This window comes from Antarcticibacterium arcticum (assembly GCF_007993795.1).
In the GTDB taxonomy this organism is placed as follows: domain Bacteria; phylum Bacteroidota; class Bacteroidia; order Flavobacteriales; family Flavobacteriaceae; genus Gillisia; species Gillisia arctica.
The window spans coordinates 2,433,031-2,458,660 of record NZ_CP042476.1 but is presented as its reverse complement, the minus strand read 5'-3'; the positions used below and the strand labels follow the sequence as shown (position 1 = coordinate 2,458,660).

21 protein-coding genes and 1 tRNA gene are annotated in these 25,630 nt (G+C 41.4%); 13 read left to right on the top strand and 9 right to left on the bottom strand.

The window, feature by feature from the left end; translation table 11 throughout:
* Nucleotides 1-24: 24 nt before the first annotated feature.
* The 5 genes from arsM to FK178_RS11010 all read right to left on the bottom strand — a co-directional run bounded on the left by arsM (nucleotide 25) and on the right by FK178_RS11010 (nucleotide 4,310).
* Nucleotides 25-993 (bottom strand): arsenosugar biosynthesis arsenite methyltransferase ArsM, encoded by a 969-nt coding sequence (arsM, locus tag FK178_RS11030; RefSeq protein WP_146834892.1) that lies wholly within the window; start codon nucleotides 991-993, stop codon nucleotides 25-27.
* A 53-nt stretch (nucleotides 994-1,046) separates the two neighbouring features.
* Complete coding sequence (locus FK178_RS11025; protein ID WP_146834889.1) at nucleotides 1,047-1,859, bottom strand: purine-nucleoside phosphorylase; 813 nt, start codon at nucleotides 1,857-1,859, stop codon at nucleotides 1,047-1,049.
* Complete coding sequence (locus FK178_RS11020) at nucleotides 1,856-2,479, bottom strand: TIGR04282 family arsenosugar biosynthesis glycosyltransferase (RefSeq protein ID WP_146834886.1); 624 nt, start codon at nucleotides 2,477-2,479, stop codon at nucleotides 1,856-1,858. The genes FK178_RS11025 and FK178_RS11020 overlap by 4 nt, the downstream gene beginning before the upstream one ends.
* A gap of 14 nt (nucleotides 2,480-2,493) precedes the next feature.
* Complete coding sequence (arsS, locus tag FK178_RS11015) at nucleotides 2,494-3,552, bottom strand: arsenosugar biosynthesis radical SAM (seleno)protein ArsS (RefSeq protein WP_146834883.1); 1,059 nt, start codon at nucleotides 3,550-3,552, stop codon at nucleotides 2,494-2,496.
* A gap of 422 nt (nucleotides 3,553-3,974) precedes the next feature.
* Nucleotides 3,975-4,310, bottom strand: coding sequence for an arsenosugar biosynthesis-associated peroxidase-like protein (locus FK178_RS11010; protein WP_146834880.1), 336 nt, complete (start codon nucleotides 4,308-4,310; stop codon nucleotides 3,975-3,977).
* Between the two features lie 248 nt (nucleotides 4,311-4,558).
* On the opposite strand from FK178_RS11010, the gene FK178_RS11005 reads away from it, so the two are divergent.
* Complete coding sequence (locus FK178_RS11005; protein ID WP_146834877.1) at nucleotides 4,559-7,570, top strand: SusC/RagA family TonB-linked outer membrane protein; 3,012 nt, start codon at nucleotides 4,559-4,561, stop codon at nucleotides 7,568-7,570.
* 53 nt (nucleotides 7,571-7,623) lie between these two features.
* A complete protein-coding gene (locus tag FK178_RS11000; RefSeq protein ID WP_146834874.1) occupies nucleotides 7,624-8,982 on the top strand; it encodes a RagB/SusD family nutrient uptake outer membrane protein in 1,359 nt (452 codons plus the stop codon).
* Between the two features lie 71 nt (nucleotides 8,983-9,053).
* Here the strand turns inward: FK178_RS11000 and FK178_RS10995 are convergent, their stop codons facing one another.
* Both FK178_RS10995 and FK178_RS15495 read right to left on the bottom strand, forming a co-directional pair.
* Nucleotides 9,054-9,908, bottom strand: coding sequence for a cyanophycinase (locus tag FK178_RS10995; RefSeq protein ID WP_205677184.1), 855 nt, complete (start codon nucleotides 9,906-9,908; stop codon nucleotides 9,054-9,056).
* A 23-nt stretch (nucleotides 9,909-9,931) separates the two neighbouring features.
* On the bottom strand, nucleotides 9,932-10,105 hold the full coding sequence (locus FK178_RS15495; protein WP_168194588.1) for a hypothetical protein: 174 nt from the start codon (nucleotides 10,103-10,105) through the stop codon (nucleotides 9,932-9,934).
* 752 nt (nucleotides 10,106-10,857) lie between these two features.
* Here FK178_RS15495 and FK178_RS10990 point away from each other — a divergent pair.
* The 4 genes from FK178_RS10990 (at nucleotide 10,858) to FK178_RS10975 (ending at nucleotide 15,649) form a co-directional block, all read left to right on the top strand.
* Nucleotides 10,858-11,880 carry a helix-turn-helix domain-containing protein gene (locus FK178_RS10990; RefSeq protein ID WP_240793821.1) on the top strand — a complete coding sequence of 341 codons (1,023 nt, stop codon included), beginning with the start codon at nucleotides 10,858-10,860 and terminating at the stop codon, nucleotides 11,878-11,880.
* A gap of 512 nt (nucleotides 11,881-12,392) precedes the next feature.
* Nucleotides 12,393-14,366 carry a sensor histidine kinase gene (locus FK178_RS10985; RefSeq protein WP_146834871.1) on the top strand — a complete coding sequence of 658 codons (1,974 nt, stop codon included), beginning with the start codon at nucleotides 12,393-12,395 and terminating at the stop codon, nucleotides 14,364-14,366.
* The gene (locus tag FK178_RS10980; RefSeq protein WP_146834868.1) at nucleotides 14,363-14,746 is read left to right on the top strand and encodes a response regulator; all 384 of its coding nucleotides are present in this window, start codon (nucleotides 14,363-14,365) and stop codon (nucleotides 14,744-14,746) included. Before FK178_RS10985 ends, FK178_RS10980 begins: the two co-directional genes overlap by 4 nt.
* Nucleotides 14,747-15,271: 525 nt before the next feature.
* A complete protein-coding gene (locus tag FK178_RS10975) occupies nucleotides 15,272-15,649 on the top strand; it encodes a hypothetical protein (protein ID WP_146834865.1) in 378 nt (125 codons plus the stop codon).
* 70 nt (nucleotides 15,650-15,719) lie between these two features.
* Here the strand turns inward: FK178_RS10975 and FK178_RS10970 are convergent, their stop codons facing one another.
* On the bottom strand, nucleotides 15,720-17,009 hold the full coding sequence (locus FK178_RS10970; RefSeq protein ID WP_146834862.1) for an L-lactate MFS transporter: 1,290 nt from the start codon (nucleotides 17,007-17,009) through the stop codon (nucleotides 15,720-15,722).
* A 753-nt stretch (nucleotides 17,010-17,762) separates the two neighbouring features.
* Nucleotides 17,763-17,835 (bottom strand) — tRNA-Phe (locus FK178_RS10965).
* A 119-nt stretch (nucleotides 17,836-17,954) separates the two neighbouring features.
* On the opposite strand from FK178_RS10965, the gene FK178_RS10960 reads away from it, so the two are divergent.
* The 7 genes from FK178_RS10960 (at nucleotide 17,955) to FK178_RS10930 (ending at nucleotide 25,594) form a co-directional block, all read left to right on the top strand.
* The gene (locus FK178_RS10960) at nucleotides 17,955-18,686 is read left to right on the top strand and encodes a type III pantothenate kinase (RefSeq protein ID WP_146834859.1); all 732 of its coding nucleotides are present in this window, start codon (nucleotides 17,955-17,957) and stop codon (nucleotides 18,684-18,686) included.
* On the top strand, nucleotides 18,683-19,936 hold the full coding sequence (locus tag FK178_RS10955; RefSeq protein ID WP_146834856.1) for a porin family protein: 1,254 nt from the start codon (nucleotides 18,683-18,685) through the stop codon (nucleotides 19,934-19,936). The genes FK178_RS10960 and FK178_RS10955 overlap by 4 nt, the downstream gene beginning before the upstream one ends.
* 19 nt (nucleotides 19,937-19,955) lie before the next feature.
* Nucleotides 19,956-21,323, top strand: coding sequence for a hypothetical protein (locus FK178_RS10950; RefSeq protein ID WP_146834853.1), 1,368 nt, complete (start codon nucleotides 19,956-19,958; stop codon nucleotides 21,321-21,323).
* Nucleotides 21,324-21,330: 7 nt separating this feature from the next.
* Complete coding sequence (gene lptC, locus FK178_RS10945; RefSeq protein ID WP_146834850.1) at nucleotides 21,331-21,891, top strand: LPS export ABC transporter periplasmic protein LptC; 561 nt, start codon at nucleotides 21,331-21,333, stop codon at nucleotides 21,889-21,891.
* Nucleotides 21,888-22,079, top strand: coding sequence for a hypothetical protein (locus FK178_RS10940; protein ID WP_146834847.1), 192 nt, complete (start codon nucleotides 21,888-21,890; stop codon nucleotides 22,077-22,079). The genes lptC and FK178_RS10940 overlap by 4 nt, the downstream gene beginning before the upstream one ends.
* A 6-nt stretch (nucleotides 22,080-22,085) precedes the next feature.
* On the top strand, nucleotides 22,086-23,375 hold the full coding sequence (locus FK178_RS10935; protein ID WP_146834845.1) for a hemolysin family protein: 1,290 nt from the start codon (nucleotides 22,086-22,088) through the stop codon (nucleotides 23,373-23,375).
* A 98-nt stretch (nucleotides 23,376-23,473) separates the two neighbouring features.
* Nucleotides 23,474-25,594 (top strand): peptidylprolyl isomerase, encoded by a 2,121-nt coding sequence (locus FK178_RS10930; RefSeq protein WP_146834842.1) that lies wholly within the window; start codon nucleotides 23,474-23,476, stop codon nucleotides 25,592-25,594.
* The last annotated feature ends 36 nt before the right edge of the window (nucleotides 25,595-25,630 follow it).

Genomic DNA, 25,630 nt, shown 5'->3' with positions numbered 1-25,630 from the left:
ACCTAATGTCAGGAATTTACCTTTTTAACAACAACCCCCGCCATCATAGTGAAAGGTTGACTCACTTATAAAAATATCTTCCCTGCCAAGGGAACTTAATGCTGCAGCTGTTTTGTCGCAAATTGCGAGGGGCTGATTCTTTCCCAGGACATGACCCTTCTGGTCATCAAAGAACTTGTCTTCCCCATAATAGATCGCCGCTTTACCGGTAAATACACAAGGGCCATCGGGCGGCATAGGATCTTTTATTGCAGCTACTTCAATAGATTCTATATAAATGCGCTCGCCGGTAGGATAATTTTTTGGGTCCAGGATCCTGTAAGGTTTCCTTGCCCTAATCTCTATCGTTCCAAAACCTGCATCGGTAAGGGCCTTTACATATTCGACGATGGGTAGACTTCCGCTAAGGCAAAGTGCGCGCAGCCTGTCATCATTCCGTAAAGTCTCGTTCATGGGTTGCTCACAGGTAGGGTCACTCATCACCAGTCTTCCATGAGGTTTTAATACGCGGTACATTTCTGCAATGGCCTTTTTAAGGTCTTCAGCTTTAAAAATATTGAAAAGACAATTCTGGGCGGCTACATCTATGGAGTTGTCTTCCACAGGTAAATTAAGGGCATCACCTTTTTTCAGACTTACAAAATCGCTTTTAAACCAGGGGTTCATTTCCTCGGCCAGCTTAAAATTCTGGTGAGAAGCTTCCAGCATTTCATCTACCATATCTATCCCGGTTACACCACCGGGCTGCCGGTTGAAATAGGCAAACTGCAGCAGCTCCATTCCGCCGCCAACTCCTACGTAGAGCATTTTTGGGTTGTTGGAAAGGTCACGCATATGTACCGTGCTACCGCAGCCATAATTCATCTCCTGCATAATCTTTGGGATCTTTAATCCCGGTAATTCCCAGATTGGGTTGGTGGTGCAGCAAAGCCCAACATCAGGTGTAAGTGCGGCTTCCCGGTATACGTTATAGGTTGTATCTAAATAGCTCATTAAACTGGGTTTTTAGTAGATGTTTGGCGTTTCATTAGATTAGACTAATTATTTTACAGGGACCGTATTAATCCCCTGAACAGCCTTATCATATTCGGTTCGGCAATAGCGGCTGTAGCGATTATTTCGTTGATGTTCACCGGTGCCAGATTTTCAGGATCACACTCATCTGTTATTACAGATACAGCGGAAACGGGCAGTTTCAAATGATTTGCAACTATCACCTCCGGCACGGTGCTCATTCCCACAGCATCGGCCCCAATAATCTTTAAATATTTGTACTCTGCTCTTGTTTCCAGCTGGGGGCCAAGGACTGCCACATACACACCCTTATGAAGTTTAATATTTTCGGTTTTGGCAATACTTTCAAATTTCTCATTCATCTCCAGGTCATAAGGCGCGCTCATATCTACAAATCTCTCACCGGTATGCTGCACCCCTTTAAAAGCCAGCGGGGAATTTCCGAGTAAATTAATATGGTCATCCAGGAGCATCAGTTCTCCTTTTTTGTAATTAAGGTTAATAGATCCTGCCGCGTTTGAGACCAGTAACCGCTGAATTCCCAGTCGCTGCATTACTCTCACGGGAAAGGTGACATCCTGCATGCTGTAACCCTCGTACATGTGAAAACGGCCTTGCATCACCACCACTTTTTTTCCTTCCAGCGTGCCGTAATACAGTTTGCCTTTATGGAATTCTACTGTGGCAGTTGGAAAGAACGGGATGTGATTATAGCTTACTTCGGCTTCTATCTCAATTTCTGCGATAAGTTTGCCTAGGCCAGTTCCCAGGATGATCCCAATTTCGGGGATTCCAAATCCTCTTGATTTTAAATAGCTCAGGGTCTCCTGTATTTCTGTGATCATATTTTTTTAGGTTGTAAATATTGTTGAAGCTCTTTAATATTTTCTATATCTGAATAAACGTCAATATCATTGCGGTATTCCAGATAAGATATTTCTTTTCCCCGAAGGTCTTTTAAAGTTTCCTGAAAGACCGATGAGGTACCCCAGGTTTTATTGCTGAAGACGGCGCCATCAGGTTGTTTCATTCCAATTAAATAATATCCTCCGTCCTGTGCCGGCCCAATTACATATTCATAACGTTCAAGTTCCTGGAATGCAGTTTCAAGGTCGGGGTGTGAAAGATCAAAAAGATCGCTGCCTATTAGGATGATATTACTATAGCCCAGCCTGAAACCTTCCTCAAACGCCCGTTGCATTCGCTCTCCCAGATCCTTTCCCTGCTGAAGTTTCTTTTTGTAAACCGAATTATCCCATATGTCATTTTCGGGTATTTCGCCTGCATAGAATACCATTTTATCCACCTGCAGCTCCCTGGTAATGCTAAGGGTGTGCTGTAAAAGGAAATTGTAGATATCCAGGGCGGCCTGCTCCCCTATATCCCTGGCCAGCCGGGTCTTTACCTTCCCCAGTTGTGGAGGACGGGTAAAAATTATTAGGAGGTTTTTGTTCTTTTTATTCACAGCAAATACCCAAATTATATTACACTGCCCTGGCAGCTGCTGCCCGCCCCGGCGGTGCAGCCGTAACAGTGCTGGGATATTATGATCTCCCTGTTATTCAGGAGGTCCTCATTATAATCGCTTAAATGCTGAATTTTACTGTTTACTTTTAATCCCAGCATCTGGTTGAAGTCGCAGTCATACAACCACCCATCCCAGCTTACTGAAATGGTATTGGTACACATTACATTTTCTATTGCCGCCGGATTGTATGCCTCTACCAGGGCAAACATATAATCCTCATAATTTTCTGATGCTATAAGGTATTCCAGAAACCTGCTTATAGGCAGGTTCGTGATGGCAAAAAGTTCGTTGAAAACAATGTTATGATCTTTCCTGAGAGCTATCTTAAAATCCTTTTCCATCGCGCTTTGATCTCCCGGTAAAAATGCCCCGGCAGGATTGTATACCAGGTCAAGTTTGAGTCCGCTTCCCTCCTTGCCATACCCAACAGCATTGAGCATTTGCAAAGCCTGGATTGATTTATCAAAAACCCCTGTACCACGTTGTTTATCGGTTTTTTCCTTTTTATAAAAAGGAAGGGAAGAAACTACGTGTACACCATATTTTTTGAAGAAAAGGGGCAGGTCGTGATATTTTTTATTGGCAAGGATAATAGTGAGATTAGAACGCACAATAAAATCCTGTATTCCTGCTTTGGAGGCCTCTTCTACAAACCACCTGAAATGGGGATTCATTTCCGGCGCCCCGCCAGTGAGGTCCAGCGTATGTGCGCCCGTTGTTTTAATAACCTCAAGGCATTGAAGCATGGTTTCCCGGGTCATAATCTCCTTCCTGTCCGGCCCTGCATCTACATGGCAATGGGAACACACCTGATTGCACATATAACCCAGATTGAGCTGCAGGATCTCCAGTTTTTTCGGCTTGAGGGGAAAATGCCCGGTGATGGCGATCTTATCTTTAAAATAGGGCAACCCTCCTTCCCGAAAGATCCCGTTGCTTAAATATTTTAACTGATTGGCAGGCTTTGAAAGGTCATCTTTACGCGCCATCAGGGATTTTGAAACAGACATTTTTTTAGTCTTTTGTTATTAGTCTTTAGTCAATAGACGTTAGTCGATAGTTGTTAGTCGTTAGATATTAGTTTAAAGTTTAAAATTTAGTTTTTATTTCCTAAATCTTCCAAAACTCCAATTCTTGACATTCTGTAGAAGCTGCTACGAGGGGGTTCTGAAAGAATCTCTCGGGAAACAGGAATTTGTTTTAATCCCTCAGCGATCTTCGTAATCAATAGATTCTTCACTGAGGTCAGAATGACAAGTGGTAAAAGTTGTCAGTTTACAGTCATCGGTTATCAGTGAACCATTATCAATTTTCAGTCATCGGTTAGAACAACAAAAACGAACTTTAGACCATAAAACTAATCACCATTCCCTACTCCCTACTCACTAAACCATAAACTAATCACTATTTCCTAATCCCTATTCACTACTCACTAGAAAGATAGTTTTTCATATTTATTCATCATTTGTACTCCGTGAACAAGGGTGGCACCACTTTTTATAGCTGCGCCCACGTGTACGGCTTCCATCATTTCTTCTTTAGCAATACCCCGTTGCAGCCCGTCTTTGGTGTAGGCATCAATACAATAGGGGCACTGTACCACATGGGATACTGCAAGTGCAATAAGGGATTTTTCCCGGGCACTTAGAGCCCCTTCTTCAAAGACCTTTCCGTAGTAATCAAAGAATTTTGTTCCAAGCTCCTCGCTCCATTGGGTGATATCTCCAAATTTTCTAAGATCGGCAGGATCATAATATGTTTTACTCATAATTCAGATCAATTTATTTTTCCTCTAAAATATCCCTTAATAATTATGGAACAAACCAAAATTCTGTTTTTTCTTTAAAAAGAATGTAATAACCTATATAGGAACTTTAAATGAAATTCTTTTTGTTAAAAGGATGTTAGAAAAAAAACGGAAACTCTTTTAAATTGGTTAAGTTTATTGCTTACATTAGGAAACATTAACAACTAATCAATTTTTTTTAACATTTTGACTAATTTAAACTCATATGTATGAAAATTAAAAATTTCTTCCTCCTGGGATTATTTTTTATCTCATCGATCCTTATTGCTCAGGAAAGGCAGGTTTCAGGAACCATTACAGATTCTGATGGTTTACCCCTTATTGGTGTAAACATCATTATTGAAAACACATCCCGGGGAACACAGAGTGACTTTGATGGAAACTATTCAATTATGGCAAACCAGGGAGAAGTACTGGTGTATTCATTTGTTGGGTTTTCAACGGTTCGCCGCACGGTAGGAACAGAAGCTGTAATCAATGTACAGCTGCTCCCCGATGAAACCCTGGATGAAGTTATTGTGGTAGGATATGGAACTCAGTCCAAAAGAAAGGTGACAGATAATATTGCTTCCATCTCTTCTGAACAGATCAACAATATTCCGGTGTCCAACATGCAGTCTTCACTTGTAGGGAAAGCTGCCGGGGTACAGATCACCCAGATTAACGGAAAGGTTGAAGGTGGAGTTAAGATGAGAATACGTGGTATTGCCAGTATCTCCTCTTCTCAGGAACCATTATATGTAATAGACGGGATGCCGCTTATCAATGATGATGAGAGTACTACTGTGGCTCCCATTAACCCATTGATCTCACTTAACCCTAATGATATAGAGTCTATTGAGATCTTAAAAGATGCGTCTTCTGCGGCCATCTATGGAGCACGTGGTACCAACGGGGTTGTTCTTATAACTACCAAAAGCGGTAGAGCAGGTAAAACCAAGGTTTCTGTAAATACTTCTACCGGTTGGAGCCGTGCTACCAATAAACTTGAATGGTTAAATGCTGAAGAATATATAGAACTTTTTGTTGAGGCTTCAACCAACAGTTATGGAGCTGAAGATACCTGGCTTACAGAAGAAGGCGGGTATTTTGATTTTATGGCCAACGGGACAGACTGGAGAAATCTTGAGGTAGATACAGACTGGCAGGATTATGCCCTGGTTGATGGAGCAGTGCAGGACCACACCGTATCTATTTCCGGTGGAAATGATAAAACCCTGTTCTTTATCTCCGGTGGATATAACAGAACCGAAGCTATTGTAAGAGGGAATGACCTTGAAAGATATTCTATACGTACAAATATAGACCACAATGTTTCTGATAAATTTAAGGTAGGTTTCAATGCCGGGGCCAGTAAAACGCAGATCTCACGTATTGGAACAGATAACTCTTTCTCCACGCCGTTACAGGCAGTGGCCCAATCGCCTTTATCGCCCGCATTTCTTGATAATGGGATCCCCAATAATGATTCCACTATTTATTACAACTTTTTAATGCAGGAATATAATGGAGACTGGGATGCCGATATTTTCAGGATCCTGCTCAATTCTTATTTGCAGTACCAGATCCTTCCGTCTTTAAGCTTCCGTACAGAACTAGGATATGATAATAATAATCAGACCGAGGAATATTTTGCAGGAAGTTTAACCCAGTCGGCTTCGACAAACGGGTATGCCGATGCAAATGCAGTACAGTCTGATAAGTACAACATAAGTAACTATTTTAACTACAACACCACCTTTAATCAGGATTTTGACCTGGATGTGGTTGTGGGGATGAACTTTGAAGAAAGCTCCAGAAAAAATCAATTTGTAGCCGGAACCGGTTTCCCTTCAGATAATTTACAAACTGTGGCCAGTGCTTCGGAGATCACCTCTGGAACCTCTACAAGGACTATGTATAACTTCCTTTCTTACTTCGGAAGGGCAACCTTTTCCCTGTATGATAAATATTTATTCAAGGGAAGTTTGCGATATGACGGGTCTTCCAGATTTGGGGCAGATAACCGTTATGGGTTCTTTCCAGCGGCTTCTGCAGGTTGGATAATTTCAGAAGAAGATTTTTTAAAGGATTCTCAAACACTTTCCCTTTTGAAATTACGGGGAAGCTGGGGTGAAACCGGAAATGCCGGGATTGGGAATTTTGCCAGTCTTGGTCTATTTGGTGGAAGAGCCTACAATCAGCGTTCTGCCCTTGCACCGGTACAATTGGCCAACCCAGGACTTAAATGGGAAAAAACACGGCAGGTTGATATAGGGCTGGATTTTGGGTTTTTGAACAACCGCATTTCAGGTGAGGTAGATTACTACATCAAGAAAACAAACGATCTTCTTTTGAACCAGCCAATTCCGGGTACATCAGGATTCACCAGCATTACCCGTAACGTTGGTTCACTTACCAACCGCGGATTCGAATTTGTGTTAAATACAAGAAATATAATGACAGAGGATTTTACCTGGAATACCAACTTTAACCTGTCTACACTTGATAATGAAGTGACAGGTTTACCTGGAGGAGACATTGTTCAGGGGCTTAACATTGTAAGAGAAGGAGAAACCATTTCCTCATTTTATATTGTGGAATATGCCGGGGTTGACCCTGCAAACGGAAATGCCTTGTTCTACAGGAATACATTAAATTCAGATGGGTCCCGGGACAGGTCTACCACCGCAAATTACGGTGAGGCAGAAAGGGTTATCTTGGGAAGTCCCTATCCGGAGCTTATGGCAGGTTTTACCAACAACCTTACTTTCATGAATTTTGATCTTTCCTTCACCTTCCAGGGCGAATGGGGTGCATCACTTTATAATTCAGGTGGTAAATTCCAGAGTGGTAACGCCCGTTATGAAGACAACCAGACGCGGGACCAGTTGAACAGATGGCAAAACCCGGGAGATATAACCAACGTGCCACAGGCAAGGATGTATCAAACCAACGGGCAGCAGGATTCTTCCAGGTATCTTGAGGAATCAGATTTCATAAGATTGCGTAACTTAACCTTTGGATACACCTTACCATTATCGGTTACTGAAAGATTTAAGGTAGACCGTCTAAGAGTGTATTTTACCGGTGTGAATTTGTTGACCTTTACAGATTACAGTGGGTATGATCCTGAATCTACCTATGATGATCTTGGAGGTTCAAATATTCAAAGAGGGATCACGTTCTATTCTGCTCCCCCTGCCAAGACCTTTACAATTGGACTTAATATAGAACTTTAAAAAAGAACAAAAACGGAAATTGTAGACAGTTTAAAAACATTAAATAGTTACATATGAAAAAATATATAAATTTTAAAATTCTTTTTTCATTCCTGGCCATTGGATTTATTGCCTGTGATGATAATCTGGATATAGAACCGGAGCAAAACCTGTCGCCGGAAGTGGCTACGGAAAGTCCCGCGAATATTAAAACCATCCTTAACAACATCTACGGCGAAGCCAGGCAGAGTGTAAGTTATGGTGGAGGAATTGGAATGGCTTCCGAACTGCTTGGGAATGAAGGAGACCTTCAATGGAATGGTACCTTTGTACAACCGGGAGAATACAATGAAAAAGCACTCCTGGCAGATAATTCTTTTGTGAGGGACATCTGGTTAAATGCCTACGAAATAGGCAATCAGGTAAATATTGTTTTGGATAACCTGGATGTATTTGATGATGAGGAGGACCGTGCCACTACAGAAGGGGAAGCAAAATTCCTTAGAGGCCTGGCCTATTTTGACCTGGTGCGTTTATTTGCCAAACCTTATGTGCCGGGGCAGGCAAACACCCAACTTGCTGTGCCAATAATACTTGAACCTGTTCTTGATGCTTCCATAATTACTTATCCTGCAAGAAATACTGTAGATGAAGTGTATGCACAGGTGCTAAGTGACCTTAACGATGCTTATGAAATGCTGCCGACTTCCAATGGATATTTTGCCGATAAATATACCGCGAAAGCCTTGCTGGCAAGAGTACACCTTCAAAGAGGGGAATTTGCACAAGCTAGGGATGCAGCAAATGAGGTAATTGAGGACAGTGGAGCTTCATTGACCGCAACCTTTGCCGATGCTTTTAATAACGCCGAAAACTCAACTGAGGATCTTTTCGCAATGCAGGTAACCAGCCAGGATGCATCAGGAAATTCCTGGAATTTATACTGGGCAGGACGGGATTTTGGTGGAAGGGTAGGAAATCCTGATATTTCAATTCTTTCTCCTCACTATGCCAAATATGATGACCCTAATGATGACAGGGCAAACTTTTTTTATACCACATCCAGGGGAGTTGCTACTACCAAGTGGCAAAACCAGTTTGGGAATATTCCTGTAATACGCCTGGCTGAAATGTATCTTATACGTGCAGAAACCAATCAGAGACTTGGGACCACGGTGGGGGCAACACCGCTGGAAGATATCAACCTGCTACGTGCCCGTGCAAATGCCACTCTTTTCACGGCCGTTACCCTCGAAATTATTCTTGCAGAAAGACAAAGAGAGCTGGCCTTTGAAGGATTTGCCCTTTTTGATGCCAAAAGACTTGGCCGTAATATAGGGGAGATCGCCTTTAATGCCGACAGGCTTGTGCTGCCGGTGCCGTTAAGGGAAATGGATTCCAATCCAAACCTGGTACAGAATCCCGGATATTAATTCCTCCGGAATATTATAAATTGAAAAAGCCGTCTAAACTTATTTAGGCGGCTTTTTTTATAGTGTTTTGATCATTCCAGGCTAAACTTATCTCCGTTGAGGTAGATGTCCATGCGTATGCCTGTAGCCGCCAGCTTTCCGTTTTTAGTGTTGTTGGAATTTTGCACGTTAGAGAAAACAATCACCTGTGAATCTCCAACTACCTCTGCTTCCTTACCTTTAACCAGGATAGCCGTTGCCTCATCTATGCCAATGCCTTGTATCGCCGGGTTATCTATAACCGCCGTCAATAAACGGTTATACCTGCTCCTGCGCACAAAATGCTGATCTATTATCACATTTTCAATTAACCCAAGGCCTGGTTTCAATTCAAGATTTCCGCTCTCCAGGTGGCGGAAGGTGGAATTATAATCGGGATGTTTCAGTTCGGTACCGGTGATCATATCTTTGCTCATAATCGCAGCCCCGGCACTGGTCCCGGCTATCATTCCGCCGTTATGGTAATTTTGAAAAATAGCTTCTGCAATGGGGGTATTTTCAATGGCTTTCATAAACCGGTCCTGATCGCCGCCGGTGATATAAATAAGGCGGGCATTTCGAATCGAATCAATCTGCTGTGGGGTAGGCTGCCCGTTTTCAGTATAGAGCAGGCCTCTAACGTTTTTAAGGCCCAGGTTGGTAAATTGCCTTTGGGCATAATAGATGGCCGAGTCTCTTTCGGCACTGGCAAGGGGCAGAATGTAAGCATAGCCCGTTTCTTTGATGCCCGATTCCTTTATAATGCGATCCAGCATTTCTACAGGCCGCGATCCTCCCCCAATGATGAATAAAGATCCCGTGGCAGTATCTTCCTGAGCCTGAAGTGGGGTTTGGAAAATTCCGGACATAAGAATAAGGGCCAGAAAGGGTAAACCGGCTTTTTTCATAATTGGCTGAGATTAATTATTAATTATATATAACCGGCAAAATAGGCAATTACCACGAGTACAACAATTACAACAATCGCAACTGCCAGAACATTAAACCTGGGTTTTGTACGGTTTACTTCTGTAGATTGATTCTCTACCTTCTCGTCCTCGCGAGGGGTAGGGACCGGAGTAGATTTATCGGTTTCTTTACTCATGGTTTCCTGGTTTTAAAGTTATTCCAAGATATCTAAAAATTAGGACATAAGGAAATTGTAAAAATAAGGGTGATATCAATCAAACCAGGGAAGGATCAAGTCCAACAGGTTTACAAACCTGTTGGGATGACATTATTTGTAGGTAAATGTGAATATGTGTTAAAAAAGGCGAGGTTGCCGGATGCGGGCTAAGGGTCTTAAAATCTTTTTTTACGAAGCGTTTTCAATAATTTTCGGCAAAGAAAAACGGTAATAAAAATGATTAGAATAATCTCGAGGCCCAATAAAACAAAAAATATTTCCATAACTAAACTAGTTTAAGTGGACTTTGGTGGAATCCTCAATTTAGGGTGTAAATATCTGTCTATTAAATAGTTTTAATTGCCGCATTTAAAATTAGTATTACGTTTATTCGTGAGAGACTAACCTTCAGGTATTTGAGCGTTTTAACTTATTTGAAGTATTTTTAGCAAAGCAGGGCTTAAAATATTGGGTAATTATTAATGTTATTTGGTTTGGGTGCAACAATTTCATTTTTATGAATATGAATTTAACCGTTTTCGGCAAAAATAAAACCACTTATAAAGAATTTCAGTATTACCGTTATTCGCACGAAAATTACCCTTTTCAATAAATGCCTTTATTATTATTCGTATCTTTCCTTATATAAATGTTAATTTTGAAACAAATTTTAAGGAATCTTTTAGATTCTCTCCCTCTTAAATTAAATTAATAGCCTCCTTCCGGTTTATATGATGAGAATTGACGTACAAACTCTTCCTGTTAATGAGATCATTCAGGATATCGCTGAAAAATTAAACGCTCCTGTAATTGATGGAGACGCTGTTCTAACAGTGGAAATTCCTGCCGAATTAGGAGAGGGCTATATACGTGCGTCAAATTTTGATTGTGGAATGGGTATAATATCCTATTACTGCAAGTTTTATAAGGATGTGGAGATCTGTTTTTCAAAAAATACGGTACACCCGTTAAAATTCATCTTCTGCTCGGAAGGGGAGGTAGCACATACTTTTCAGTCGTCTGAAGAAATTCACACCATTCAGGCATACCAGAATATCATAGTTTCCAGCAGCGGATACAATGGGCATGTCTTGTATTTTAAAGCCAATGTACAAACCCACGTGGCCAGCCTGGAGATCATACGAAGTATTTTCTCTCACAGATCCAATTACGGATTTAAGCATCTGGAACCTAATTTAAAGGAACTGTTCATGGATGCTGTTTCTGAAAAACGATTCTTTTATCAGGGGAATTACAGTATTAAAGCGGCAGATGTGATGGAAGACCTCAATTCCAGAGATTACAGTGGATTCCTGCAATCCCTGTATCTGGAGGGAAAATCCTATGATATGCTGGTGATACAAATAGCCCAGTACCAGGATGATGAAGCCGAGGACAGGTTGCCAACCATACTTCGAAAATCTGATATTCAAAAGGTAGATTATGTGGCCCGTCGTATTATGGGAGATCTTGGAAGCAACCTCACCGTAGAGATGCTTGCAAAGGAAGCAGGTACCAATATCAATAAACTGCAGGAAGGCTTTAAGTACGTTTATGATCTTACCGTTAACAAATTCATTCAGCATCAAAAGCTGGAAGCCGCCAAGGAAATGTTGATGACAACGGATAAAAATATCTCAGAGATCGTAAGCGCCATTGGCCTTAACAACAGGAGTTATTTTTCCAAGATCTTCAAGGAAAAATACGGTGTGAACCCAAAATATTTCCTAAAAACCCGGAAACAGGGAGCGTAGATCGGGTTCAAAGCTCAAGGATTAAAGTTCAAAGTTGGTGAGGGGGTTGTGAGTTAGGAGTTAGGGGTTCAACCTTGGCAGATTCCAAAAAACAATAATCAATTCCAAAATTCCAAAATATAAACCCGCCCCTGGGAAAGTTTTTAAGTGCCAGGAGTTTTATATTCATTGCAAATCACAAGTTAATTGCTAATTGTTAATTGATCATTGTGACGAACATCTATTCCCGATTCATTAATCACTTCTCAATTCTAATTTGCGAAAAAAATCTGCGGGATCTGCGGGAAAGACCAATTTCTTACTTCTCACTAACCAAGAGGCTTGGATTTTTGAAAAATATCAAACCTCAATAACTACTCACAAATCACTATTTACTTACCACTATTTACTACTCACTAATCACTATTCCACTAATCCCTGTCCCCGATTCCCCGGAATCTAAAAAATACTTATCTTACTTTCTTTTTCAAACCCCGTTTCTTAAAGGTCGGGGGAAAATATTGCTATTGCATATGCAACAAAATAATTCAGGAATTGTAAGGATCACCCGCTATTTGGGCAAGCCTTTAGTGTGCGGATTATTAACCTTCCTGTTTTTTCTTATTCTTGGCTCATTTATTCTTTGGCAGCGATATCAGATCTTAAAAGAAGCAGAGCAGAGGGAAATGGCCAATCTCATTGGATTTATTGAGAACAATATAGACCACGCCCTTAAGAACAGTCACACGGCCGCCTTAAATCTGGCATTGCTCGTAGAAAGTGATGGCTCGATATCGGCTTTTGATGAGGTTGCTCCCGGGCTTTTAAAGAATTACCCTTTACTTGACGCTGTGCAAATGGTCCCGGGCGGTATAATCTCCATGGTCTACCCAAAGGAGAAGAACCTGGAAGTGCTTGATTATAATATCCTGGAAGATCCTGCAGTAAACCGGGAAGCTTTCAGGGCGATGCATGAAAAGCAAATGTATTTCGCAGGCCCGTTTGAATTGCGGCAGGGAGGCCTGGCAGTTGTTGGTAGGTTGCCTGTTTATATTCAGAACGAATTCTGGGGATTTTCAGCGGTTATCATAAAACTGGAATCCCTGTTGGAAGAAGCCGGCCTGGAAAAGCTGGGAGGCGATAAATATGATTTTCAGTTCTCCAAGGTTGATGTAAAAACGGGAAAGGAAACTTATTTTCTTCCGCCGCTTTCAGAAATGAGCGGTTATTATACTGAACATATTAGCTTCCCCGATGGCGACTGGAAAGTGTACATAGCTCTAAAGGAACCGGGGGAAGTTTTCTATTCACTGCTGCCTATTGGGTTCTTTATGTTGCTTTTGGCAGGATGGCTGGGTTGGGCAATGACCAATCTTTTAAAACAACCCGAGAAACTTCAGGCGCTGGTAAAAATGCAGGCGGGAGAACTTTCCTATAACGAATTGAAATTCCGTACAATCTTCAATCAGGCGGCCATAGGGATGGCACGGGTAAATTCGATTACGGGTAGTTTTCTGGAAACCAATCTGCGCTTTCAGCAGCTATTCGGTTACACGCCTTCAGAAATAAAGGAACTGAATATCGTGGAAGTTACCCATCCCGATGATATGCAGGAGGATCTTGATAAAATGAAAATGCTGCGTCAGGGGGTGGTACGCGAATACAGTATGCAAAAACGTATAAGGCGAAAGGATGGAGAACTGCGCTGGGTGAATTTGACAGTTTCGCCCTTATGGGGAGATGGTGAAACACCCACAACCCATATTGCCATAATTGAAGATATTCACGATAAAAAGACTGCTGAGACCCATTTAAAAGAATCTTATGAGATGGTCATGGAGCAGAATAAACGCCTGCTCAACTTCTCCTATATTGTTTCTCACAATTTACGATCTCACTCCAGCAATATAGAATCTATTCTCAACCTTTATGAAGAAACAGGTGATCCTGAAGAACGGAAAAACTACATGCGTATGCTGGAGAAAGTATCGGCCGCGCTCAATCAAACCTTATATGACCTGAATGAAGTGGTGTCAATCCAAACCAATCTGGATCTTACCGTACAGGATTTAAAGGTCAAAGATTATCTTGAGGAGACGCTGGGTTTGCTGAAGGTGGAAATAGAGAAAAGAAATGCAAGGATATACACCAATGTTCCTGAGGAAATGGTTGTAAAATTCAACGCGGCCTATATGGAGAGCATTTTGCTCAACCTTATTACCAATTCGCTAAGGTACAGCAGCCCTCACCGTGATCCTGAAATTCATATAAGCGGAAAAAAAGTGGAAAATGAGTGGATGCTGGAAGTAAAGGATAACGGGATAGGGATAGACCTAAAACGAAATCGCGATAAGTTATTCGGCTTGTACAAAACATTTTCCAACAGGCCCAACTCCCGCGGGGTTGGCCTTTTTATAACTAAAAATCAAATAGACGCCATGAATGGCAGGATAGAGGTTGAAAGTAAAGTAGACGCTGGAGCCAGCTTTAAAGTGTATTTTAAATGAATAAATGTATTTGTGTCATAGATGATGACCAGATCTACCAGATCATAGTAAAGAAGATCATTTCTAAAGCGGGGATCTTTGAGGAGGTGCTGCATTATGAGAATGGATACAAAGCCCTGGAAGAATTAAAGGATCCTGAAATTCCCCTTCCCGGGTTGATCCTGCTCGACATTAATATGCCAGGGATGGATGGCTGGGAATTTCTGGAAAATCTTAAGGATCACCGTCCGCACCTAACCCGGGAAACCAATATTTATATTGTAACTTCTTCTATAGCAGGTGGCGACAGAAATAAAGCGGAAGCTTTGCCGGAGGTATCGGGCTTTATAAGCAAGCCCTTAACTGTTGGTAAACTAAGGGAGATAGGTGAGAAGTTGTGATTTTTAAAAAAGTTATTTTAACCTCGTAAGAATTTTCTTATTAATTAAAATTTATAAAACCCAAAATTTTGTTAACTATATCCCCGCAATTTTGCGGGGATCTTTGTTTCAGGGCTAAGATTTTTGAAAAATAAACGGGCTTTCACTATCTCACTTTGAGGTAAAAATATGGGGTGAAATACCTGTTTGATTTGAGGGATGTAAGGTTTCATTAATTTGCAATTTTCTATAAGTCAGTATCTAATAGGTCCTCCTGCTTGTTTGGATTTCGCCTATTGTCAATGAGTTAACTATTAATCGGTCGGAATTTTTCGGCTTATAAATCGTGCTATTTATCTTTTTATTCGTTTCTCTATTTAAGCGCCTTTTTCAAAAAATCCACCTCTTCTGAAGATCTCAATTTTCAACTTTTAAAAAAATTTGCAGCTTAAAGGTAATTTTAACACTTAATCGTTTGGTTTAATTCTAAAGTTTTTGTTAATTTAAATTATCAAAAATTTCACAAATTTTTAACATCCCTACGTAATGCAAGCAGCTCTATCTAACTCATCGATGTCTTCTTATCTATATAAAATGGATAATGTTCTTTATGAAGTAAAAGACCTGAAAGGAATTTTGAAGAACAACAACTACGATGCCTGGAAGCAGGAAGTCATTGAAGATCTTGCAGGCTCGGGTTACATACGCCTTAACGGGGATAAATATGTGATCACCAGGGAAGGAAGGGAAGTTATCAGGCATGATAGTTTTCTGTACTATAACCGCAGGACCAACCTTGAAAAGATTGAAGAAAAGGAAATTCCGGCGGCAGAGCAAAAATTAAACATTTTTAAGAAACATTATATTATACCAATTCTTGCCTTTTTAGTGCTTGTATTGGTTACACTTTTTAGGTTGAGGTAGTTTAAGGATTCTCCTTAATTAGAAAATCCCGGGTTAGGCTCCGGGATTTTTCTATTTTATACATTAAGGTTTAGTCCGTAAGCACTGCTTCCTCCTCTTTAATTTGAACAACATATTCCTGTTTATTTTGTTTCCGAATTTTCATGACCTCCCGGTGCATCAGGAAGGAAATAAATAGTGCTACCCCAAACATCCCGGCGAAAAAATACATTGTGCCGTTATAATTGGTAGTTAGAGTGCGGGCCCAGGCAGCAAATAATGGCCCGGCCATTCCCGCAGCTGCCCAGGCAGTTAGAATATATCCGTGGATAGCCCCCAGTTGTTTTGTGCCGAAAACATCCCCGATAAAAGCGGGAATAGTTGCGAATCCGCCGCCGTAACAGGATAGGATCAAAAAAATAAGCGCCTGGAATAACAAGGCGTTTGTGATCCCCGGGAGCATAAAATAGGCGATTATCTGGATACCAAAAAAGATGCTGTACATTGCCGGCCTTCCAATAAGATCGGAAAAACTGGCCCAGCCAATACGCCCCACACCATTAAATAATCCCATAATCCCCACCATAGTAGCTGCTGCCACAGGGCTAAGCCCGGTGTATTCCTGCGCCATGGGGGAAGCTACAGAGATGATCGCGATCCCGCATGTTATATTGATAAACAGCATACTCCATAAATACCAGAAGCGCTTCGTCTTTACGGCCTCATTGGCGGTAAGCTGGGACAGGTCTGCCGATAGTTTCTTTTTAGCATTAACCAGGCCCGCTTTAAATCCTGCCGGCAGCCAGTCTTTTGGTGGCGGGGCAAGATAGAGGGAAGAAATGAATATTATCGTGAAATATCCCGCCCCCGTTATATAAAATGTATTGGCGATACCCACTTTAGAGATAAGATATACAATAAGGGGGCTGCTGATAAGCGCTGCAAAGCCGAAGCCCATAATGGCCAGTCCGGCTGCGAGACCCCGCCTGTCCGGAAACCATTTTACAAGGGTAGAGACCGGGGTGATATATCCAAGGCCCAGGCCTATTCCCCCAAAAACTCCGTAAAAAAGATAAAGCAGATAAATAGATTCGAGGTGAATTGCCAGCCCGGAGCCCGCAATCCCTATTCCGAAGAAAATTGCCGCCAGGATCCCCGATCTTCGCGGACCTTTTTTCTCGAGGTAATGTCCCAGGAAAGCTGCCGAAATTCCCAGGAAGAAAATGGCAAGGCTAAAAGTGAATTGGGTATCCTTGAGTTCCCATCCAAATTCCTGAATAAGAGGTTTTGTAAAAACGCTCCAGGCATACACAGAGCCAATAGCAATATGAATTCCAACCGCGGAGGCTGCAATAAGCCACCTGTTCCTGATCTTTTCCATGAAATAATTTTCTGCAGATTTGCCGGTAAAGGAAGTAGACTTAAGCCGATTAAAAAATGATGAAGATCAGGATCTAAGGAGATTTTGGGCTTTTTCCTCACTCATAAACTTGAATCAATTCCTTTTCCCGGCCCTAAAGGGAGGAATTGATTTAGAAAAAAATATTTAGGTCTACTTTTATTGTCACCCTTTAGGGAAGGGGTAAAAAAAATTTATTGGAACCCACCCCTCCCGATTTTAACCACCCCGTCCCTCCGGGCCACCCCTCCTTGAAAAGGAGGGGAGCTTTTGATTCGTTTTTATTGTAGATTTAGTAAAATGAAATAAAGTAAAATGCTCCTTCCCTTTTTTCAAGGGAAGGTGGATTCTTCAGCGAGAGCTGAAGAAGACGGAAGGGTTTCTTTCCTCACTAAAACTATCTTGAACCACTTCCTTTCCCCTGCCCTAAAGGGAGGAATTGATTCAGAAAAAGGGAAAATTATGTCTCCTTTTTCCGCCACCCTTTAGGGAGGGGCCAAGCGGAAAAATGATTTAACCACCCCTCCCGATAACTATCGGGACAAGGTCCACCCTCCCGATTACTATCGGGATTGAAAAGGAGGGGAACTTTTTGATCATAAACCACGAACCTGCCTGCCGCAGGCAGGCCACGAATTCACTATTCACTATTCACTATTCCCTACTCATTACTCAATTCTCAATACTATTTATTACAAACGAAAAAACCCACAACGTGAGTTGCGGGTTTTTAAGTGGTGCCTCCAGGAATCGAACCAGGGACACAAGGATTTTCAGTCCTTTGCTCTACCAACTGAGCTAAGGCACCAGTTGCTTTTAAAGCTTGTAAGCCATGCAAGCGGGTGCAAATATAATTTCAATTTTATTAACCCACAAAGGAAAAATTGAAAAATTACTTTTATACCTTGGCTTTTTTAAATTTCATCTATGAATCTGGTTGTCGACATTGGAAATACACTCATTAAAATGGCTGTATTTCAGGAAGGTAAACTTCTCAAAAAGAAAATGGGCCTTAGACAGGATCTTTTAAAAAATCTTGAAGAAATTTTTACTACCTACCCCCAAATCGATCATGCCATCGTTTCTTCAGTCGCTAAAACAGCTTCCAAAGCAATTCAAAAGATAGAAGAGCGCTGCAAATTGTTCCTGCTGGATCAACAACTCCCACAGGTATTCCTCAATAAATATGCAACCCCCTTAACGCTGGGACAGGACAGGATCGCCCTGGCCTCTGCCGCCAGCCTCTCTTATCCAAATCAAAATGTACTGGTAATTGATGCAGGTACCTGTATCACATATGATTTCCTGAATGCCAATAACGAATATCTGGGCGGGGCCATTTCTCCCGGCTTGCAAATGCGTTACAAGGCAATGCATACGTTTACTGACAGATTGCCGTTATTAGAACCGGAGGAGGAGGTAACCCTCGTTGGCAATTCCACAAAAAACAGCATGCATGCAGGGGTGATTCTGGGCATTACCGGGGAAATTGACCAAATGATCACCGCCTATCGCGCTCAGAATAAAGATTTAACAGTAATTTTGACAGGCGGGGATGCACAAATTTTGTGTAAACGATTAAAAAATAGCATCTTTGCCAACTCAAATTTCCTCCTGGAAGGATTGAATTACATATTAGAATTTAATAAATCTCAATGATCAAACGATTTAGTATAATCGTGGCCTTATTATTTACCGTGCTTACGGCTGCGCAAGAGGGAACTTCTTCTCCTTACTCTTATTACGGGATAGGTCTTACCAAATTTAAAGGTACAGTGGAAAATCAATCAATGGGAGGCCTCATGGTATTTTCAGACAGTATTCACGTAAACCTTAGAAACCCTGCATCCTACGGGAAATTAAAACTCACTACGTTTGCGGTTGGTGGCAGCCACCAGCGCAGCCAGCTTAACTCTGGGAATGATAATGAGAGCAGCAGCACTACTTCTTTTGATTATCTGGCCATAGGCATACCCACAGGAAAATTGAATTTTGGGCTTGGCCTTATTCCTTATACTTCTGTAGGCTACCGCATTTTAGATGTGAATAACGAAACTTCCAACCGCTTTACCGGACGTGGAGGAATGAACAAGGTATATCTTACAACTGCGTATGCATTTTCTGATAATCTGAGTTTAGGGGTTGACCTTAATTATAACTTCGGAAATATCCAGAATAACTTCACTGTTTTTCAGGACCAGATACAATTTGGTACGAGGCAGATCAACCGTACAGATTTCAGCGGATTTAATCTGAACTTTGGGGTGGATTACCAGGGGAAATTAAATGATAAATTGAGGTTTCATACCGCTGCTGTCTATTCTCCCCAAATGGATATCAATACAGAAGGAATGCGCAGTACAGTACCTGTTATCTTCAATCCTGAAGGGGTAGATAATATTCCTTTTGGTTACCAGGTTACCACCACCAATCTTCCTGAATCTAAAATGAGCCTGCCGGCACAATTGAGTCTTGGTGCAGGGCTTGGTGCTCAAAATAAATGGTTCCTGGGTGCGGAATATGTGAATATACAAGCTGCAGATTATAACCTCAATTCCGGGCTGTCAAATCTTGACCACCGCTATGAGGCTGCTGCTCAATACAGAATAGGCGGATATTATGTTCCGCAGTATAATTCTTTGACAAGTTACTTAAAACGTGTGGTTTACCGTGCGGGATTAAGATATGAAGAAACCGGCTTATACCTTAATAATGAAGGGATAAATGAGTTTGGCATATCTTTTGGAATAGGATTACCAGCAGGAACGAATTTTTCAAATGCGAACATTGGATTGGAGTATGGTCAGCGCGGTACAACAAATTCAGGTTTAATTAAGGAAAACTTTTTCAAATTATCTTTAAGTTTGTCTTTAAATGAAAAATGGTTCGTGCAAAGTAGATTTGATTAACCACAATAAACAACTAAACATGAAAACTAAATTATTTATCCTTACCGCAATATTGTTTGGTTCAGGCGTGATGCAAGCCCAGAATGCTGAGTGTGCAACTAAAGCGGCGCTGGCCTATGATGATGCAAAAGCAAACAGATACGACCAGGCTTACCAGCCATTAATGGAAGTGAAAGAGAAATGCCCTACTTATAGTCTGGCTACCTTTCAATACCTTGACCGTATCCTAAAATATAAACTTGAAAATGCACAGGGTGCAGAAAAGAATAAACTTATTGAAGAGAATATTCAGCTTATGAATGACAGGCTAAAGCATTTTCCCGATAAGACCAATGCTGCAGATATCCAGGGAGAAGTTGCCTGGTTGAAGTATGAGAATGGAATTGGAACCAAAGAAGAGCAGTTCAAAGCTTTTGACGATGCTTTTAAAGCAAGTCCTGAGAGCTTTACCAGCCCGAAACGTATCTATGCCTATTTCTCTTTACTTGTAGATCTACAGGATGAAGGTAAAAAATCCCTTAATGATGTATTTGGTCTTTATGATGATGTAATCACCAAGATCGAGGACGAAGAGAACAAACTTGCCCAAATGCTTGCTCCATTATTGGAAAAGCAGGAAGCAGGAACTGCACTTACCGCACAGGAAAAGAAATTGGTTGAAAACTCCGAAATCAACCTGAATGCTTACAGCCAGGTAAAAGGTAGTGTAAACGGAAAACTTGGTCAAAGAGCAGATTGTGAGAATCTTGTTCCTTTATACAACAAGGATTTTGCTGCAAACAAAGGTGATATCAACTGGTTGAAGATCGCTTCTGAAAGACTATCTGCAAAAGATTGTACAGATGATCCAATCTTCATCAAGGTTTCTGAAGCTTTACACAAAGCTGAGCCTTCTGCAAAATCTGCCCTTTATTTAGGTCAGCTTGCTGAAGCTGCAGGGAAATCTTCTGAAGCTATGAAATATTACAATGAATCGGCTCAATTGGAAACCAATCCTAATGATAAGTCAAGAGCTTATATGAAGATTGCTGATAACTACAGAAAAGGTGGAAACTTTGGACAGGCGAGAACTTTCTACAGAAGGTCACTTGATGCAAAACCATCTAACGGTAGAGCTTACCTGCACATTGCAAATATGATCGCCCAGAGCGCCAATAACTGTGGACAAACCACTTTTGAAAAGAGAGCTGTGTACTGGTTAGCTGCAAACTATGCTGCAAAAGCCGGTAGCGTTGACCCTTCTATAAGCGGTGTGGCCAATGAGTCAGTAGCTGCATACAGAGGTAGAGCTCCTCAAAAATCTGATATCTTCCAGGAAGGTATGCAGGGGAAAACTATAAGCGTAGGATGCTGGATAGGCGAGAGCGTAAAAGTACCTGCATTGTAATACTACAATGATCACATATCAAAAAATAATTTCAGGCATTGTCACAGTTAGCGCTGTGACAATGCTTTTTTCATGTGAGGGCAACCTTGAAAGGGTACGTGCCCTGGAGATGCCGGGTGAAAATCCGCAGGCCATAGGAAAGAGCCTTAATCTAACCTATACAGATAGTGGCCGGGTTGTGGCTACCCTTAAAAGTGAAAAAATGCTTGATTTTACAAATCTGGATTTTCCCTACCGTGAATTTCCCGATGGCATTGAAGTAGAATTTTTTGATGAGAACAGGGCAAAAAGTACCCTTACTGCCAATTACGCTATCATTTATGCTGCGACAGATCTTATAGACCTGCAGGGGGACGTGGTCCTTGTAACCAGTGACAGCACCAGGCTGGAAGCAAGCCAGTTGTACTGGGAGCAGAAACTTGGCTGGGTGTTTACAGATAAGCCCAATATAATAAGGTTTCCCAGCGGTGCCCGTAACCAGGGAATGGGCTTTGATTCCGATTTAAAATTTACTAATTTTCGTTCCCGTACCAATGTGGGCGTACAAGTTATAGATGAAACCAAATGACCAGATTTTATAAGTACTTTGAATATGCTTACCTTGTGATGGCAGCATTCTTTCTTTTTGAGACCATTCGTATATGGAACGAAGAAAGAAACCGGGCCTATCTCTTTATATTTTTTGTGATAGTGGCCGTTTTTATGTACTTTTTCAAACGCCGGTTCAGGAAAAATCTTGAAAACCGGAACCGTTAATCCTGTATGGAGATCAACATTCTTATTATTGTTCTTGCCCTTATCCTGTCGGCATTTTTTTCCGGTATGGAGATCGCATTTATTTCTTCCAATAAGATCTTTATAGAGATCGAAAAAAGGCAGGGTGGTTTTCTGGCTACCGTACTTAAACGCCTTACCAAAAAGCCTTCTAAATTTATAGCTACCATGCTGGTGGGGAATAACATAGCCCTGGTGGTATATGGATTCTACATGGGAGACCTTATAATGGCCTGGCTGGTTGGGTTTAAACCCGTGGAAAGTGGCCTTGCAAATTTCTTTATTTCAGATTTTCCTCTGCTTACCCAAACAGTGATCTCCACCCTGGTGATACTTTTTACTGCGGAATTTCTTCCCAAGGTATTTTTCCAGATATATTCCAATGTACTGCTTAAATTCTTTGCGGTTCCTGCTTACCTGTTCTACCTGATCTTCAGTTTTATTTCAGATTTTGTGATCTGGATCTCAGACCTTATTCTGAAAAGATTCTTTAAAACAGCCGGAGATGAAGTACAGCTGGCCTTTACAAAGATCGAACTGGGAAATTTCATCAATGAACAAATGGAAACAGTTGAATCCCGGGAAGAGGTAGATTCAGAAATACAAATCTTTCAGAATGCCCTGGAATTTTCAGATATTAAAGCCCGGGAAGTAATGATCCCGCGTACCGAAATTGTTGCGGTAGATTTTAATGTGGCCCCCGGCGATCTAATCCAGACCTTTACAGATACCGGGCTTTCCAAGATCCTTATCTACAATGAAACCGTAGATGACATTATAGGTTATATACATTCCTTTGAGCTTTTCAAAAGGCCTAAGACCCTCAAATCAATCCTCTTGCCGGTTGTTTTTGTGCCAGAGACCATGTGGGTTAAAGATGTGCTGAACATCCTTATTAAAAAACGAAAAAGTATCGCGGTGGTAATTGACGAATATGGCGGAACAAGCGGGATGATCACAGTAGAGGATATTGTGGAGGAACTTTTTGGCGAAATTGAAGATGAGCACGATCCCGTAAATCTTATCGAGGAAAAACTGGGAGAGCATCATTATAAATTTTCGGCAAGGCTGGAAGTAGATTACCTTAATGAGGCATATAAGCTAGACATTCCTGAAGGGGAGAACTATGAAACCCTTGGCGGATTCATCACAAATTTTACTGAAGAGATCCCGCAACAGTTTGAGGAAGTACAAATTGAACACTTCAATATTAAGATCCTGGAGGTATCCACTACCAAAATTGAATTGGTAGAGCTGGAGATGCGCCCAAAAGATTAATTCCTTCAAAATAGTTAATATTTTGCAAATATTAAGTTTTTTAATTTGGTGAAAAACACTATTTTCGCCCACTATATTAGAATAAACAACAACTACAAATGGCAGTATTAAATAAAATAAGACAACAGTCTGTTTTCTTGATAATTATTATTGCATTGGCCCTTTTTGCTTTCGTTCTGGCCGATGTAATTCGTAATGGAGGAATGAGTTCGCAAAAATCACAAAATGTGATTGCTACTGTGAACGGAGAAGAAATAAGCAGGGAAGATTTTGCCAGGCAGGTGGATGCTTACCAGAGAAATATGGGGGCCAATGCCTCTACCGCTCAGGCTGTTAACCAGGTTTGGGATTTTAAACTTCGTGAGGTAGTCCTTGAAGAGCAGTTCAAAGAACTTGGGATTGATGTAGGAGAAGCACAGGTAAGACGGTTGCTTAGAATGCAACTTGCCAATAATCCCAATTTCACAAATGAAGCAGGGATGTTTGATGAAAACAGGATGCAGGAATATGTTGCAAACCTTAGAGCAACTTCACCCGAGGCTTACCAGCAATGGGTAACCTATGAGAATTCAATTGCCGAAAGTGCAAGAGAAAATATTTATTACAACCTGATAAGAGCAGGTGTTAGTGCAACCTTAGTTGAAGGGGAGCAGGCATACCGTCTGGAAAATGATAATGTAGATTTGAAATTTGTGCAACTTCCTTACACCAGCATTCCCGATAGTGAGGTGGAAGTTACCAAAGGAGAAATTAGGGATTATGTGAAAAAACATCAAAAAAGGTTTAAGGCTGAAAAAGCCAGAGACCTTCAGTTTGTAGTTTTTCCTGAACAAGCTTCTCAGGAAGATGAAGCCGAAGCACGTAAACTTATAGATGAATCCCTTGCGGGGAGAATGCAGTTCAATGCATCAACCAATAGCAATGATACTGTGGCAGGATTCCAAAACACTACAGACATTGAAACTTTTGTAAACAGAAATTCAGATATTCAGTACCAGGATCGTTTTATTTTCAGAGATCAGTTTAACAGCGATTTCGCCAATGAGATCTTCAATTTACAACCGGGTGAGCTTTATGGCCCCTACAAGGAAGGTGGATACTGGAAAGTTTCAAGAATGATAGAAGCGCGCCAGATTGCAGATTCCGCAAAGGCCAGCCATATTATGATCTCCTGGCAAGGACTGCCAACTGCGGCAGGTGCTACCAGAACTAAAGAACAGGCCAAAAGCCTTGCCGATAGTTTAGCCGGAGTGGTAAGAAGCGATAAGACAAAATTGACAGATCTTGCAGCTGAATTCAGTGCAGATCAGGCATCGGCCGTTCAGGGGGGTGATCTTGGGTATTTCAGGCCTGGAGATATGATCCCTGCTTTCAATGATTTTGTATTTGATAATACTCCCGGAAGTGTTGGCGTGGTAGAATCAGATTTTGGATACCACGTGATCAATGTGGAAGAAAAGACAGCTGAAGAACGCGCGGTTAAAATTGCAACCATAGCGAGAGATATTCAGCCTTCAGAAAAATCTTTGAATGACCTATATACCAAAGTGACCAAATTTGAGATCGCTGCTAAAAATGATGATTTTGCAGCGGTTGCCAAGAAAGAAAACTACGAAGTGCGTACTGTTAAGGATGTAAAAGCCTTGGAAGAAAATATTCCCGGTGTAGGGCCACAAAGAAGAATTGTTCAATGGGCTTTTGAAGATGGCGTAAAGGCGGGTGATGTAAAAAGGTTTGAAATTCCTGGCGGTTATGTTGTAGCCCAGGTTACTGCTGTTAAGAAAGAGGGGGTTATGAGTGCTGAAGATGCTTCGGCTACCGTAACGCCAATTCTTCTAAAAGAGAAGAAAGCAGAATTATTAAAAGGGAAAATAACCGGAAACAGCCTTGAGCAAATTGCACAAAGCCAAAACGCCAGTGTTCAGACTGCCAATGCCGTGAATATGAAAAATCCAACTTTAGCGGGAGCAGGAAATGAACCTGAAGTTGTGGGTGCGGCATTTGGACTTCAACCTGGCCAGGTAAGCAAGCCTGTTGCAGGAGCAAAAGGAGTATATGTGGTAGAATTGGTTTCTTTGAATAAGGCTGCAGGTATGGAATCTTACAGAAATTTTGCTACCCAACAAACCCAACAAAGAAGACAAGGTGTTGAAAACAGGGTTTTTGAAGCTTTGAAGGAAAACGCCAAGATCGAAGATAACAGAGCGAACTTCTACTAGGAGAACGTTTATAAGATTTACCAGGCCTCACAGCTT